The organism is Pseudomonas defluvii (genome assembly GCF_001695625.1).
Taxonomy (GTDB): Bacteria; Pseudomonadota; Gammaproteobacteria; order Pseudomonadales; family Pseudomonadaceae; genus Aquipseudomonas; species Aquipseudomonas defluvii.
In genome coordinates, this window is the sequence record NZ_MBPN01000069.1 from 1 (window position 1) to 12,856 (window position 12,856).

The 12,856-nt window shown below is 58.4% G+C and carries 14 protein-coding genes; 10 read left to right on the forward strand and 4 right to left on the reverse strand.

The window, feature by feature from the left end; translation table 11 throughout:
• On the forward strand, positions 1 to 258 hold a 258-nt coding region (locus EKA13_RS17815; RefSeq protein ID WP_125862944.1), incomplete at its 5' end, for an aminotransferase class III-fold pyridoxal phosphate-dependent enzyme.
• Position 259: 1 nt separating this feature from the next.
• On the opposite strand, the gene ftrA is transcribed toward EKA13_RS17815, so the two are convergent.
• Positions 260 to 1,255, reverse strand: coding sequence for a transcriptional regulator FtrA (ftrA, locus tag EKA13_RS17820; protein ID WP_065760656.1), 996 nt, complete (start codon positions 1,253 to 1,255; stop codon positions 260 to 262).
• Positions 1,256 to 1,697: 442 nt separating this feature from the next.
• On the opposite strand from ftrA, the gene EKA13_RS17825 reads away from it, so the two are divergent.
• From EKA13_RS17825 to EKA13_RS17850, 6 genes are all read left to right on the forward strand, one after another.
• Positions 1,698 to 2,897: a cation:proton antiporter domain-containing protein gene (locus EKA13_RS17825; protein WP_176717449.1), complete on the forward strand. Its 1,200-nt coding sequence runs from the start codon at positions 1,698 to 1,700 to the stop codon at positions 2,895 to 2,897.
• Positions 2,898 to 2,952: 55 nt separating this feature from the next.
• Positions 2,953 to 3,753 (forward strand): HalD/BesD family halogenase, encoded by an 801-nt coding sequence (locus EKA13_RS17830; RefSeq protein ID WP_065760658.1) that lies wholly within the window; start codon positions 2,953 to 2,955, stop codon positions 3,751 to 3,753.
• 85 nt (positions 3,754 to 3,838) lie between these two features.
• On the forward strand, positions 3,839 to 4,585 hold the full coding sequence (locus EKA13_RS17835) for an iron-containing redox enzyme family protein (RefSeq protein ID WP_065760659.1): 747 nt from the start codon (positions 3,839 to 3,841) through the stop codon (positions 4,583 to 4,585).
• Entirely contained in the window at positions 4,582 to 5,511 is a 930-nt protein-coding gene (gene rarD, locus EKA13_RS17840; protein WP_065760660.1) for an EamA family transporter RarD, read from the forward strand. Before EKA13_RS17835 ends, rarD begins: the two co-directional genes overlap by 4 nt.
• Positions 5,512 to 5,565: 54 nt before the next feature.
• Positions 5,566 to 6,555 carry an aspartate-semialdehyde dehydrogenase gene (locus tag EKA13_RS17845; RefSeq protein WP_065760661.1) on the forward strand — a complete coding sequence of 330 codons (990 nt, stop codon included), beginning with the start codon at positions 5,566 to 5,568 and terminating at the stop codon, positions 6,553 to 6,555.
• A gap of 192 nt (positions 6,556 to 6,747) precedes the next feature.
• On the forward strand, positions 6,748 to 7,110 hold the full coding sequence (locus tag EKA13_RS17850) for a hypothetical protein (protein ID WP_125862945.1): 363 nt from the start codon (positions 6,748 to 6,750) through the stop codon (positions 7,108 to 7,110).
• An 8-nt stretch (positions 7,111 to 7,118) separates the two neighbouring features.
• Here the strand turns inward: EKA13_RS17850 and EKA13_RS17855 are convergent, their stop codons facing one another.
• A complete protein-coding gene (locus tag EKA13_RS17855; RefSeq protein ID WP_065760662.1) occupies positions 7,119 to 8,246 on the reverse strand; it encodes an alkene reductase in 1,128 nt (375 codons plus the stop codon).
• 217 nt (positions 8,247 to 8,463) lie between these two features.
• Here EKA13_RS17855 and EKA13_RS17860 point away from each other — a divergent pair, with 217 nt between their 5' ends.
• Positions 8,464 to 9,390, forward strand: coding sequence for a LysR family transcriptional regulator (locus EKA13_RS17860; RefSeq protein WP_065760663.1), 927 nt, complete (start codon positions 8,464 to 8,466; stop codon positions 9,388 to 9,390).
• Positions 9,391 to 9,564: 174 nt separating this feature from the next.
• The gene (locus EKA13_RS17865; protein ID WP_065760664.1) at positions 9,565 to 10,287 is read left to right on the forward strand and encodes a sulfite exporter TauE/SafE family protein; all 723 of its coding nucleotides are present in this window, start codon (positions 9,565 to 9,567) and stop codon (positions 10,285 to 10,287) included.
• A 123-nt stretch (positions 10,288 to 10,410) separates the two neighbouring features.
• Here the strand turns inward: EKA13_RS17865 and EKA13_RS17870 are convergent, their stop codons facing one another.
• The gene (locus EKA13_RS17870; protein WP_065760665.1) at positions 10,411 to 10,977 is read right to left on the reverse strand and encodes a helix-turn-helix domain-containing protein; all 567 of its coding nucleotides are present in this window, start codon (positions 10,975 to 10,977) and stop codon (positions 10,411 to 10,413) included.
• Between the two features lie 123 nt (positions 10,978 to 11,100).
• Here EKA13_RS17870 and EKA13_RS17875 point away from each other — a divergent pair, with 123 nt between their 5' ends.
• Positions 11,101 to 12,015: a DMT family transporter gene (locus EKA13_RS17875; RefSeq protein ID WP_065760666.1), complete on the forward strand. Its 915-nt coding sequence runs from the start codon at positions 11,101 to 11,103 to the stop codon at positions 12,013 to 12,015.
• Between the two features lie 68 nt (positions 12,016 to 12,083).
• Here the strand turns inward: EKA13_RS17875 and EKA13_RS17880 are convergent, their stop codons facing one another.
• Complete coding sequence (locus EKA13_RS17880) at positions 12,084 to 12,845, reverse strand: SDR family NAD(P)-dependent oxidoreductase (RefSeq protein WP_065760667.1); 762 nt, start codon at positions 12,843 to 12,845, stop codon at positions 12,084 to 12,086.
• Positions 12,846 to 12,856: the final 11 nt, after the last annotated feature.

Consider the following 12,856-nt stretch of genomic DNA (forward strand, 5'->3'; position numbering starts at 1 on the left):
CTCAACGTGGCGGCCATTGGCCTTGAAGCCCTGAAGGTGCAATACGAAGAGGGGCTGATGGAAAACAGTGCGCGGCTCGGCGCGCACCTGGTCAAGCGCCTGCAAGGGCTGGCCGTACCGGCGATTCGCGAAGTGCGCGGTCGTGGCTTGTGGGTCGGTATCGAGTTGGATCGTCCGAATAAACCTTACTGCGAAGCCTTGCTCCAGGAGGAAGGTGTACTGACCCGTATCAAGCGGGTGTTCACGCAACTGCAATGAGTCAGCAACTCGCCAGCCAGGCCGCTTGCTCACAGGTCACGCCACTGCCGAACCGTTCACGGTAGGTGGAGGGCGGCAGGCCGACGGTGTTGCGAAACGCCTTGCGAAAGCTTTCCACCGAGCGATAGCCGCACACTTGCGCAATGCTGGTGGTGCTCTGGTCGGTGCTTTCTAGCAAATCCCGGGCGCGGCTCAGGCGTTCCTGTTGCAGCCAGGCCTTGGGCGATAACCCGGTGGTTTCAACAAAGCGCCTGAGGAAGGTGCGTTCGCTCATGGCCACCTGGCTGGCCATCTCACAGACGCTCAGCGGTTCGTCCAGGTGTTCGCGGGCCCATTGCAGCACGCGGGTCAGTTCGTTGCGCGGTGATTTGCTCACCGGCGTCACGATGAATTGTGACTGGCCGCCGGTGCGCTGGGGCGCCATGACCAGGCGCCGGGCCACCGAGTTGGCGATGTGTGTGCCGAAGTCGCGGACGATCAGGTGCAGGCAGGCATCAATGCCGGCGGCGCTGCCCGCCGAGGTAATCAGTTGCCCCGAATCGACATACAGCACGTTCGGGTCAACCTTGATCAGTGGAAAGCGTGCGGCCAGTTCATCGGAGAGTTGCCAATGGGTCGTTACCGTTTTGCCATCGAGCAAACCGGTAGCGGCGAGGACGAACACCCCGGAACAGATCGACAACAAGCGGGCACCCCGCGCGTGTGCATTGCGCAGCGCTTGCAACAAAGCCTCGGGAGGGGCTTCGTGGCGACTGCGCCAGCCGGGAATAATAACGGTCTGGGCGCTGTCAAGCAGCTCCAGCCCGGCATCGACGCTGATTTGAATGCCGCCCAGCGCATACATGGGGCCGGGGTCGACGGCAGCAATCTGGCATTTGTACCAAGGGACATCGAGTTCCGGGCGCGGTAGGCCGAAGATCTCCAGCGCGATGCCAAACTCGAAAACGCAGAGGCCTTTATAGGCCAGGATGGCGACAGTTCCAGGGTGGTCGTGCATTTGGCGTAAACTTACCGTTTATTGTCGAATGCCGCACTGTAGCCGACCGATTGAGTCCCCTACAATCACTGCCGGACAATCACCGAATGAACAGGCGGCAGCGCTTTACCCAAGCGACAGCCGCATTGTCGGCGGCCACTTGAATGCGTCGACAGATGATTGCCCACTTGTCCTTACAATGAACAGGTTGACTTGGCCATCCGGCAAGTGCGAGTTGTCTCGATCTGTTATATGAGCGGGTTCAAGTTTCCCTACTATTTAGTTTGCGCCGCTAAAGCGCTAAGTTGTCTTGGGGACTGGACTTCCAGAATAGAGCTGATTGATAAATTTCGGAAATTCGGCAGTAACCAGTGGGTGCTCGTTAAACAGCGATTGCTCTATAAGGGTTAATCAGGACGCTGTGAGGTAAGGGACTATGTTATTTGTACAGATTCTATTTGTGATGTTGACCGCCAAGTTGCTCGGCGCTGCGCTGGCACGTCTTGGTCAACCTCAGGTGGTAGGTGAAATGATCGCCGGTTTCGTACTGGGGCCGGTCATCCTCGGGCAATTGTTTCCGAGCTTTCACCAACAGCTGTTTGATGCCGACGCTACCCGTCAGTTGAAAGTCCTCAGCGAACTTGGCCTGCTGCTGTTTACCTTCGTCATCGGCGCTGAATTCCGCTTTCCCGCCAAAGGCAGCAAGACCGGGCTCAAGGCCCTGGTAATTGGCGGGTTCAGCATTGTTCTGCCGTTTGCGCTGGGCATGGCGATTGCGCCTTGGCTGTTCGAGCGCTTTGCGCTGCCGGGCGTGTCGCGGCTAGGTTTCACTCTGTTCATCGGTACAGTATTTTCGGTCACGGCTTTTCCGGTGCTTGCGCGGATTCTCAAGGAGCGCGCCCTGCTCGATAGTGAAGTCGGGACGATTGCCCTGGTGGCGGCGGCCATGACCGACGTGGTCGCCTGGCTGCTGATTGCGCTGGTGGCGATGGTCAACGGCCACGACAGTAGCTGGCTGGTGCTCAGCGGGCGAATCATCGGGCTGTTGTTGCTGGTCGCGGTGTCGTTTCTGTTGCTCAAACCGCTGCTTCGCAAATGGCTGTCCGCAGATGATCGCCTGGCCCAACCCAAGGTGCTGATCGTGTTGGTGGCCGGGGTGCTGATCTACGGCAGCCTGACCCATGCCCTCGGCGTGCATGCGGTGTTCGGGGCGTTCCTGTTCGGGCTGTGTCTGCCACGGGAGCAGCAGTTGCTAGAGATGATCATTGAGCGCCTGGAGCACGTCTCGCTGATCATCCTGATGCCGTGTTTCTTCGCCCTGACCGGCCTGAGCACCAGCGCTTCTGCGTTCTCCAGCCTGGGCTTGCCGGTGCTGGCGGTGATTCTGATGGTGGCCATTGTCGGCAAGGTCGTCGGCAGCGCCCTCAGCGCGCGGTTGATGGCCTACCCGTGGTCGATGGCCTTGACCCTCGGGGCCTTGATGAACACCCGCGGCTTGATGGAGCTGGTGGTGCTCAAGATCGGCCTGGACCTAGGCATCATCGGCGCCGAACTGTTTACCGCGTTGGTGGTGATGACCATTGTCACCACTTTGATGACCGGTCCTTTGTTGAGTTTGAAGCGCCGTCAGTGGCCGGTTGCCAGCGTTATTCATCAGTCTTGAACTGAAAAAACTTGCGGATTAGTTGGATCGTTCAATAAAAAGAAAGGAAGCTATCATGGAAAATCAGAAACCCAGTCTGGTCGTGGATGTACTTGAGCAACAACTTGAAAGGCACTTTCAAGCCATGCTGTCCGATGAAAATCGAATGAAGAAGATTCGCAATGAATTTCGTCGCGATGGTTATTTCAACTTCAAGGATTTCAGCTTTCTGCCGCGCAAGGTATTGGAAAGTGTCCATGAAGAAGTACATGAGTTGCTCGATGAGTATTCGGTGCGTCGCGATGTGACCGTTCCGTCCACCGGCAATACCTACCGCAAAATGTATAACGTCAACCAACCGGAAATTGCCGAAGGTGGAACCTTGATTCCGGCGTTGTACCAGTCCAAGGCCCTGCGCAACTTTCTCGGTAACATTGCCGGTGACGACTTGGCGTCCTGCTGGGAGCAGGAACAGTACCTGATCACCAAGCTCAGCCACCCGGGCGATACCCACGGCTGGCATTGGGGCGACTATCCCTACACCATGATCTGGATCATCGAAGCGCCTGAAGACCCGGCGATCGGTGGCGTCCTGCAATGCGTGCCGCACAGTGAATGGGACAAACAGAACCCGCAGATCTGGCAGTACATCCTCAACAACGACATCAAGTCCTATCACCACCTCAAGGGCGATGTGTACTTCCTCAAATCCGATACCACCTTGCACCACGTTGCACCCATCCAGCAGGAAACCACCCGGATCATTCTCAACACCTGCTGGGCCAGTGCCCACGATCGCCGCACCGATGTCGCCCACGAAAGTATCGACGTGATCTGGGGCACTGAAGCGCGCACGGCCGAAGCCGAAGAAGCCTGACGCCCCTGTCGCCAAGCGAACGCAGCCATCCGCGCGGCCTGTACCTCATATGCCGTTGCCATTCGTATCTTCAAGGAGAAGTGCCATGTCCATCAGCCAAGAAACTTTCCAGTCCGAATCCGCTTATGTTGTCCGCGATACCTCGGTCGATCTTGAGCTCAAGCTGTTCATGGATGAGCAGATTGACTACATCCTCAAGCATCGCGCTACCGAGCACCCATTCCTTAATGCCTATGCACAGAAAGGCCTGAGCCCCGAGCAGAGCAAGGTGCTGTACCTGGAAACGCTGCACTACTTCAAATTCCTGCCGTTCTACGTCTGCGGTATTTCTACCATTACCCGTGACGAAGCGGTGTTGCGCACGATTGCCTTCAACGCCCGTGACGAGCTGGGCGAAACCCGCTCGCACTCGGACCTGTATCGCAAGTTCCTCCATGACAAGGGGATCGATGAAACGCAGATCCAGACTTACAAGTGCCTGCCCAGCACCCAAGCGCTGAACGACGGTATCTGTGCGCTGTACAGCACGCCGCCGTTGCAGAAAGCCCTCGGTGGTCTGTTTGCTGATGAAGCTATGTCGGCGTCGATGGTTTCCAAATACAACGACGGCCTGATCCACGAAGGCGTGGACGAACGCGGCCGGTTCTTCTGGACGTTGCACATGGAAGTGGAAGTCGGCCATTCCAACGCGGTGTTCAACGTCATGGAGAAACACCTGCAGACCGAAGAGCAGCGTCGCCTGTTTGCCGAAGGCATTGAACAGTACCTGCACCTGATGGAAGTGTTCTGGGACGGCATTGAACGCAAACTCAGCGTCGAGGCGTTTCAATGACAGTGAACAGTGAATCTCGCAATGGCGTGGCCTTCGGCCTCGGCGCAACCTTGCTCTGGGGTTCCTACCCACTGTGGTACAAACCACTGGCGGGGTTGGATGCCTATCACCTGCTGTCGTGGCGGGTGGTGTTCGCTGAGTTGTTCCTCGTGGCGCTTTTGCTGTTGACCGGGCGCCTGCCGGTGCTGCGCTCAACCCTCAAGACGGTGCGCCCAGCCAACGTGCTGACGGTTGCGGCGGTGCTCGGACTGTGGTGGTTGATGTACATCTACGGGATCATGACGGGGCGGGTGCTGGAGGTGGCTTTCGGCTATTTCCTCAGTCCGATCATGAGCATGCTGGTGTCGCGGCTGATCTTCAAGGAGCGACTGACGACCTTGCAGACCTGGGCTATCTTCCTCGCCGTGACCGGCGTGATCCTGATGGCCTTCGAGTTGCTGAACCTGCACTCATTCCCCTGGATCGCGCTGGTGATTGGCTTCTGTTATTCCTTCTACGGGATATTCAAGAAGAAGGTGCCTGGAGATCCAGTGGTGGTCCAGACCCTGGAAATCGGCGTGTTGCTGCCGTTTGCCGCGGTGTTCCTGGCACTGGCTCATGCGGCGGGGCAAGGGCATCAGTTCCTGCTGTCGATCAACCACGATGTGCTCTTGGTCGCCACCGGTCTGATCACTGTGCTGCCATTGTGGTGGTACAGCCTGGCAGCCAAGCGTCTGTCGATGATCACCCTGGGCTTTCTGCAGTTTGTTCCACCGATCTGCAACTTTGTGTTGGCGGCATTCGTTTACGGTGAGCCAGTGTCGTCACTGAAACTGGCGGCGTTCGCGTTTATCTGGCTGGCGCTAACATTGTTCACCTGGAACTCGATTCGGGTGCAACGGGCGGCCGCTGCTGCCAAATTATCTGCTCAACTGTGTAGCGCATGAGCCCAACCGCGCGCCGCCCTGTAGGCGGCGCGACGGGTGTATAAGGAGATTGAAATGAAAAAAGTCGCTGTGGTTGGATGCACCGGCGCCGTGGGCATGACCATGCTCCAGCTGCTTGAAAATACCGCGTACGAGGTGGTGTGCATGGCCTCGCCACGCTCGGCCGGTAAACGACTTAAGGTTGGCGACAGCGAGCACTTGATCGAGCCGTTCTCGGTCGAAGGTTGCGCCACCTGCGATATCGTGTTCCTGTGTGTTTCAGGGGCGTTTGCCTTGGAGTACGGCGAGCGCCTCGCCCAGTCTTCCTATGTAATCGATAACTCGTCGGCGTTTCGCTATGCCGATCACGTGCCGTTGTTGGTCCCACCCATCAACGGCCGGCGCTATGCCGGTGAAAAACTCATCGCCAACCCCAACTGCTCGTCGGCCATTGCCTTGATGGTGCTTGGCCCGTTGCACCACGAATATCAGCTCGACAGCGCGATCATTTCCACCTACCAGGCCGCCAGCGGCGCCGGGCAACCGGCGATGGAAGAGCTTCGTGAGCGGGCCAAGGCCTTCACCGACTATGGTGATCACGACGGCGCCGAGCACTTCGCGCACAACCTGGCGTTCAACGTGATTCCCCAGGTCGACTCGTTCGAAGACAACGGCTACACCCGCGAAGAAATGAAAGTGGTCTGGGAATTGCGCAAGGTGCTGGGCGAACCGGACCTGGCCATCAGCACCACCGCCGTGCGCGTGCCGACCCTGCGTTCTCACGCCGAAGCCTTGAGCCTGCGCTTCAAACAACCGATCCGCTCTCTGGCTCGCGTTCGCCAACTGCTCAGCGCCGCTCCTGGGGTTGAAGTGGTGGATGCGCCCGAGCAGGGCCGTTATCCGATGCCCATGACCTCGACCTACAAACACGCGGTAGAGGTCGGGCGGATTCGCTACAACCTGATCTACAAGGAGCACGGCCTGGACCTGTTCATCAGCGGCGATCAACTGTTGCGCGGGGCGGCGCTGAACGCGTTCGAGATCATGCAATTGATCGACGATTGACGTCTGGTCCTTGCCGATCTCGCCATCAGGTCATTAGCCTCTGTCCACATGTTGCGACCAACGGAGCTCTACCGCCCTCAAGGCTATAATCACTCGTCCAAAACTGATCATTGAGCCTTGCATGGGCTTAGCTTGTGCGTGAACAGGATTGATAGGCGTTTGCGATTTTGATCAATCACTTTTGCGACATTTTTGATTAGTTTGATCAGTGCAATCTGTCGCTCGGTGCTAGTGCTGAATCAGCGTGTATTGATTGCTAAAGGCATCGCGCTGGGCATCCAGGTAGCGCAGATGGGCATCTGCTCCGTCCTAGTAGCTGTAACGAGATGTTCACAGAGAAACCACAAGGGCACCTCAGTTGCCCATGCGCTGCGGGTCAAGCCAGTTTGCTGCGAATTGCCAATACCGATTGGCGTGTTCCGCGCCCAAGGCGGTGTCAAGTGTGGCCTGATCAATGTCCGCACAGTCAGCCATCACGCCTCACTAGCAGCAGACAATCCAGGGCGGCCGTTCAAGGCGATGGCGGGCAATGACTGCCTCGCCACCGCTAAATGACCGTCGCGTCAGGCCGGCACGTAGGGGGGATAGTCGACATAGCCCTTGGCGGTGCCGCCGTAGTAGGTGTCGCGATCTGGCGTCGACAAAGGCCAGCCGTTTTTCAAGCGTGCGACCAGATCAGGGTTGGCAATGAACGGCTGTCCGAAGGCCGCCAGATCGATCAGCCCAGCATCAACCAGGTCTTGGGCGCGCTCCAGTGTCATGTCTCCGGCAAGAATCAGTGCTGTTTGGCCCAATTGCGCTTTGCAGTGCTCCAGCAGTTCTCGAAGCGCTTGCTCCTGCGCAGTAGCACTTTCACTCGCCAGGAAGAAGTGTGTCTGATCCATGACGTGGACGTAGGCGATCCCACGCGTGCTCATGCCTGCGCAGAGCGCCGAGTAGGTCTCGTCGATCTCGGGGTAGAGTGGCATGTCGAAGAGCTGCCCGTACGGGGAGATCCGGATACCTACCCGGTTTGCACCAATTCTGGAGCAAACGGCATCAACCACTTCAAACACGAAGCGCAGACGGTCTTCCAGGCTTCTCGCTGAATAGCGGTCGGAGCGGTCATTGACCAATGGGTTCAGGAACTGCTCGATCAGGTAGCCGTTGGCGCCGTGAATTTCCACGCCATCGAAACCGGCAGCAATTGCATTCGCTGCGGCTTGCGCAAAATCCTCAACGACTCGACCGACTTCCTCAGTCGCAAGAGGGCGGGGAGTCGACGTCGGGACAAATCCTGGTTCACCGCTCTGTGTGTATCCGAAGGCGATCGCGCCTTGTGCAACTTTGCTCGTGGCACTGACCGGCGCTTTCCCGTCGATCTGAATCGAGGTGTGGGAAACACGTCCAACATGCCACAACTGGGCAAAGATTTTGCCACCCACGCTGTGGACTGAATCGGTGACCAGCTTCCAGCCCTGGATCTGGTCTTCTGTGAAGATCCCAGGATTGAAGAGATAGCCCTGACCCTCGCGGGAGATCGGGGTACCTTCGGACACAATCAGGCCAGCAGTGCCTCGCTGGGTGTAATGCAAGGCCACCTGTTCAGTTGCAATGTCCTCCGGTGCCCGTGACCGGGTCATCGGTGCCATGACGAAGCGGTTGTTCAGCGTCAAACCGTTCAGGTCATATGGGTCAAACAGGTCAATCATGAGTCTTGGCCTCCAAGTGGGGTAACGCACTGCTATGGATGGCGCGATGGTAGGAGGTTGCTAAAAAGGTCACAATTGAGGCTAAAAGCAAAACACTATTGCTATAGCAGCAATTTTTGAGTGTGCATTGGTTTGACTGCATAAGGCTGAAAGCACGGCATCGGCTGAGCATTTGCGGGTCATCGCAGCCTCCCCGTGCCCCTGAAGGACACCTGACATGCATCTAAAAGCCCACAGGTTCTTCGCGATGGTTGCCCTCAAAGGCAGCTTTTCCGCGGCAGCCCGCCACTTCCAGGTCCCGGCCTCATCGGTTTCACGTTTCATTGCGGCGCTTGAGCGTGAGGTAGGGCAACAGCTTCTGTATCGAAGTACTCGCGCGGTAAAGCTGACCGATGCAGGTGAGCGTTATTACCTTCAGATCAGGGAAGTTCTGGAGTTGCTGGACGCCGCGGATGAAGAAGTCAGCGGTAAAGGGGGGGACATTGGTGGCCTGGTGCGGATCAATGCACCTGTCGCACTAGGCCGTCTTCACATCGTGAAGCTCCTCAACGGTCTTTATCTGCAATACCCCGAACTGACCGTGGAACTGGCTGTCACCGATGCGTTCATTGATCCCGTACAGGAGGGCGCCGATATCACATTCCGAGTCGGGCATTTAGAGGACTCGGGTTTGATTGGACGGAAAATCTGCGACCAACGCTACATACTCTGCGCGAGCGCAGAGTATGTGGAACGGTATGGGAAGCCTTCGTCGCCGCAGGAACTGCGAAACCATTCCTGTCTTGTCTACAAGGGAACGGGTGGAGCGCAGCGCTGGTATTTTCGTCGTCCTGAGCGCGAGGCAGTAGAAGTCATTGACGTTCAGGGTCCACTCCGAAGCAACAACGCTGAGGTGCTGGTGGCAGCGGCATTGGCGGGAAGGGGGATCGTATTTTTTCCTTCCTGGCTATTCAGCAAAGAGCGCTTCAGGAACAAAGAGTTGATCCGGCTTCTGCCCGAATGGGAGGGCTCCGTGGAGGCGATGCCAAGTCAAATACACCTGATATCCCCCGAGAACCGGCTTCGCTCGCGAAAAGTGCGATTGGTTTGGGATTACTTTCTGAACGCCATTGGCACGCCCCCTTATTGGGATGACTTGGAGTGACAGCCTGGCTATGCGCGGGCGCTTATCCAGGGCTAACCCGGCGTACGCCCCGATCCAGCGTCAACGCCGTCAGCTCGGCGCGGGTTGGCTCGAGGTTTGGCTGCAACTGGCCCTGTCGAGCAGCAGGCTGCCCCCTTAGAGTCCTGTAAATGACTTCTGTTGGGATGGGGCCACATGTTCATGTTTCTGTCGTTCTTCGCTGGCATGGTGCGCGGTTACAGTGGGTTTGGCTTTGCCATGGTGCTTACACTTGGCCTGCTGACCCGCCTGGCTCCGGCCCAGGTAATCCCCGTGGTACTGATGCTCGACCTGGTGTGCAGCGTCAGTCTGTGGCCAGGAGCGTTGAAGACCCTTCATGCTGGGGTTGGTGTTCGTTTGATTGTCGGGATGTTGCTGGCGGTGCCGCTGGGTGCCTTGGCCTTGGCCAGGCTTCCTGAGCACTGGATGGCGCCCGTGGTAGCCGGGTTGTGCTTTCTGGGGGGGGTGCTGGTACTGATCAAGCCCCCCGTGCGCAAGGTGTCTAGGGCATTGGCGACCCATTGGGCCTTGCCTGCCGGTTTGGCATCAGGGCTGGTCACGGCCATGGCGTCTGCCGGCGGTCCTCCACTGGTGGTTTATCTGCTGCGCAGTGGTTTGTCGACAGCAAGTGTGAGGGGAACGGCTATCGTGTTTTTCGCGGCCAGCAGTGCGTGCGCCCTGGTCAGTCTGTGGTTGTTGCATGCGCTGAGCCGCGACCAGTTGAGCCTCGCTGCGACATTACTGTTGCCGGCGCTGGCGGGAAATCTGATGGGGCAATGGTTGTTCCGCCGCAAACCCATGTCGCTGCAACTGGTGATCGGCGTGCTGCTGGTGCTGTTATCTGCGGCGACGCTGATCAGTCATTTCATCTCCGCATAACGCACTGGGGCAGTAAAGCCCGTAGCGTGTTGACGGCGCGGCACAATCTGGCGTTTCCCTCAACGGTCTTGAACCACCGCAAGTAGCAACCAGACCTGGCCAAGTCGGGCTCAGCAAACCGCTTCAGCTATGCTCGATCAGCATGACCGCAAGGGTGTTCGACTCCAGCGCCTCAAACACATGAGGCTGATTCGCCGGATATCTCATGTAGTCCCCGCTTCGCAGAAGCGTTGGTCCACTGGCCGGGCCAGCATAGGCGCAGCCCTGACAAACAAACACATGTTCAAAAGTACCCGTCGGGTGCGCCTGGGATCGGTGTGGCTGGCCGGGTTGAGCGATCACCCGGTACATGTCACGGCGTACACCAGGCGGGCAGTCAGCCAAGAGCGTTGCTGCGTATTCGGCATCGTCCGCGATGACAGGCGATCCTTCCCCTGCGCGAATCACTGTTACCTGTTGCACAGGCTGCTCGAAAAAGCGCGTGACCTGAATGCCCATGGCTGTGGCCAGTGACCATAACGTTTCGATGCTGGGGTTGCCGGATCCTGATTCCAATTGCGAGAGCGTGGACTTCGCGATGCTGGCGCGGCGGGCGAGATCGCTTACCGACAGTCCCGCCTGCAAACGTTCGCGTCTGATCGCATTGGCGAGGAGTATGATGGGGGTAAGGTCGTTCGTTATATCGGTCATTTGTTCGTTATGAGTTGACTTGACGGGGCTGTAGCGGCCATTATGGCATCCGATTGTTCGTTTTGGTGTACTGCGGTTGTTCATCATTCCATGAATGACCGTGCGCAAACAGGATGTTGCAGAATGAAGACCCACTCGCGTGGAACCCTTGAAATGATTGCCGCCATGTCCATTTCCGGCACCGTCGGGTGGTTTGTGGTGCAGTCTGGCCAGTCCGCTTTGTCGGTGGTGTTCTGGCGCTGCCTGTTCGGTGCTGGCGTCATGAGCTTGGCCTGCTGGTGCCTGGGCGTCTTGCGCAATGTTCGGGTGACGCAGCGGCAGTGGGGCTGGATGCTGCTAGGCGGTGTAGCGCTGGTCTGCAACTGGTTGCTGTTGTTCAGTGCTTACGATCAGGCATCCATTGCCGTTGCCACGGTGGTCTACCACACCCAGCCGTTCATGCTGGTGGCGTTGGGAATACTGCTGTTCGGCGAACGGCTTTCGACAACCGGGGCAGGGTGGTTGATGCTGGCTTTCCTCGGCATGCTGCTGATTGTTTCCTCCACGTCTGGCGCAGTGGGCGAACATTACCTGACGGGTGTCGCGCTTGCCCTGGCTTCGGCCTTTTTCTACGCGATCGCTGCAATCATCGCCAAGCGCCTGAAGGATGTGCCGCCACACCTGATTGTGCTGGTGCAACTGCTGGTCGGCGTAACCATGCTCTGGCCTTGGGCGCATATGCCCGATGCGACTGAACAGGCGCAGACGTGGGGGTATCTGATTACCATCGGGGCGGTACATACCGGGCTGATGTCGACACTGCTGTATGGTGCGATCCAGAAAATTCCTACCGCGCTGATTGGCTCCCTGTCATTCATCTATCCGGTGGTGGCCATTCTGGTCGACTGGGTGGCTTTCGACCATGCGCTCAGTGCTCTGCAGTTGGCGGGTGCGGTGGCCATACTGCTGGCTGCTGCCGGGATGAACCTCGGGTGGGGTTGGCCCAAGGGCGGCAGGCCAAGGCGGTCGTCAGAGGGCGGGCCTGCTGCCCGGGCATGAGTCGCACCGGAGCAGCCAAACCCTCGGTGCGTTGTCTTGCGGTGCCCGGCACAACCTGGGCATTTCCCTCAGCTGTCGCGATCGACTGCAAATGGCGACCAGGCCTGGCGGCTCGGCATGATTTCCAGGCGGTTGATGTTGATATGGTCGGGCAGGGTGCAGACGTAGAAGATCTGCTCGGCAATGTCTTCAGCCGTCAGCGGTGTGGTGGTGCCATACAAGGCATCCGATGCTGCCTGGTTACCTTTGGTGCGCACCAGGGTGAACTCGGTCTCGGCCATGCCCGGTGCAATGTCGGTGACCCGCACGCCGGTGGCGATCAGGTCGCAGCGCAGGTTGTAGCTGAACTGTTTGACGAAGGCCTTGCTCGCACCATAGACGTGGCCGCCTGGATACGGCCATTCGCCGGCCACCGAACCGAGGTTGACGATGCTGGCGCCCTTGCCGGTCTCCAGCAGCTTGGGCAGTACCGCGTGGGTCACGTTGACCAGGCCGGTGACATTGGTGTCGATCATGGTGTGCCAGTCTTCCAGCGCAACGTGCTGTGCGGCTTCCGGCGCCAGGGCTAGCCCGGCGTTGTTGATCAGGCTGTCGATCTGACGAAAGCCTTCCGGCAGGTCGTCGACCATCTGTTGCACGGCCTTGGCGTCACGCACATCCAAGGCAGCAATATGCACCGCAACCTTGTTACCCAGTTCCTCTTGCAGCGCTTGCAGACGTTCCAGGCGCCGGCCGCTGAGGACCAGCGACCAGCCCGCTTCGGCGAAGCGCCGTGCCGTGGCCCGGCCGAAACCCGATGTTGCGCCTGTGATGAATGCCACCTTGTTCATGTGTTACCTCG

What these genes read in the sequence shown, in the direction of transcription:
- EKA13_RS17855 (WP_065760662.1), bottom strand. Translation starts at nt 8,246, where the DNA reads ATGATTGACCTGTTTGACCCATATGACCTGAACGGTTTGACGCTGAAC.
- EKA13_RS17845 (WP_065760661.1), top strand. Translation starts at nt 5,566, where the DNA reads ATGAAAAAAGTCGCTGTGGTTGGATGCACCGGCGCCGTGGGCATGACC.
- EKA13_RS17870 (WP_065760665.1), bottom strand. Translation starts at nt 10,977, where the DNA reads ATGACCGATATAACGAACGACCTTACCCCCATCATACTCCTCGCCAAT.
- EKA13_RS17830 (WP_065760658.1), top strand. Translation starts at nt 2,953, where the DNA reads ATGGAAAATCAGAAACCCAGTCTGGTCGTGGATGTACTTGAGCAACAA.
- EKA13_RS17875 (WP_065760666.1), top strand. Translation starts at nt 11,101, where the DNA reads ATGAAGACCCACTCGCGTGGAACCCTTGAAATGATTGCCGCCATGTCC.
- ftrA (WP_065760656.1), bottom strand. Translation starts at nt 1,255, where the DNA reads ATGCACGACCACCCTGGAACTGTCGCCATCCTGGCCTATAAAGGCCTC.
- EKA13_RS17880 (WP_065760667.1), bottom strand. Translation starts at nt 12,845, where the DNA reads ATGAACAAGGTGGCATTCATCACAGGCGCAACATCGGGTTTCGGCCGG.
- EKA13_RS17860 (WP_065760663.1), top strand. Translation starts at nt 8,464, where the DNA reads ATGCATCTAAAAGCCCACAGGTTCTTCGCGATGGTTGCCCTCAAAGGC.
- EKA13_RS17835 (WP_065760659.1), top strand. Translation starts at nt 3,839, where the DNA reads ATGTCCATCAGCCAAGAAACTTTCCAGTCCGAATCCGCTTATGTTGTC.
- EKA13_RS17865 (WP_065760664.1), top strand. Translation starts at nt 9,565, where the DNA reads ATGTTCATGTTTCTGTCGTTCTTCGCTGGCATGGTGCGCGGTTACAGT.
- EKA13_RS17825 (WP_176717449.1), top strand. Translation starts at nt 1,698, where the DNA reads ATGTTGACCGCCAAGTTGCTCGGCGCTGCGCTGGCACGTCTTGGTCAA.
- rarD (WP_065760660.1), top strand. Translation starts at nt 4,582, where the DNA reads ATGACAGTGAACAGTGAATCTCGCAATGGCGTGGCCTTCGGCCTCGGC.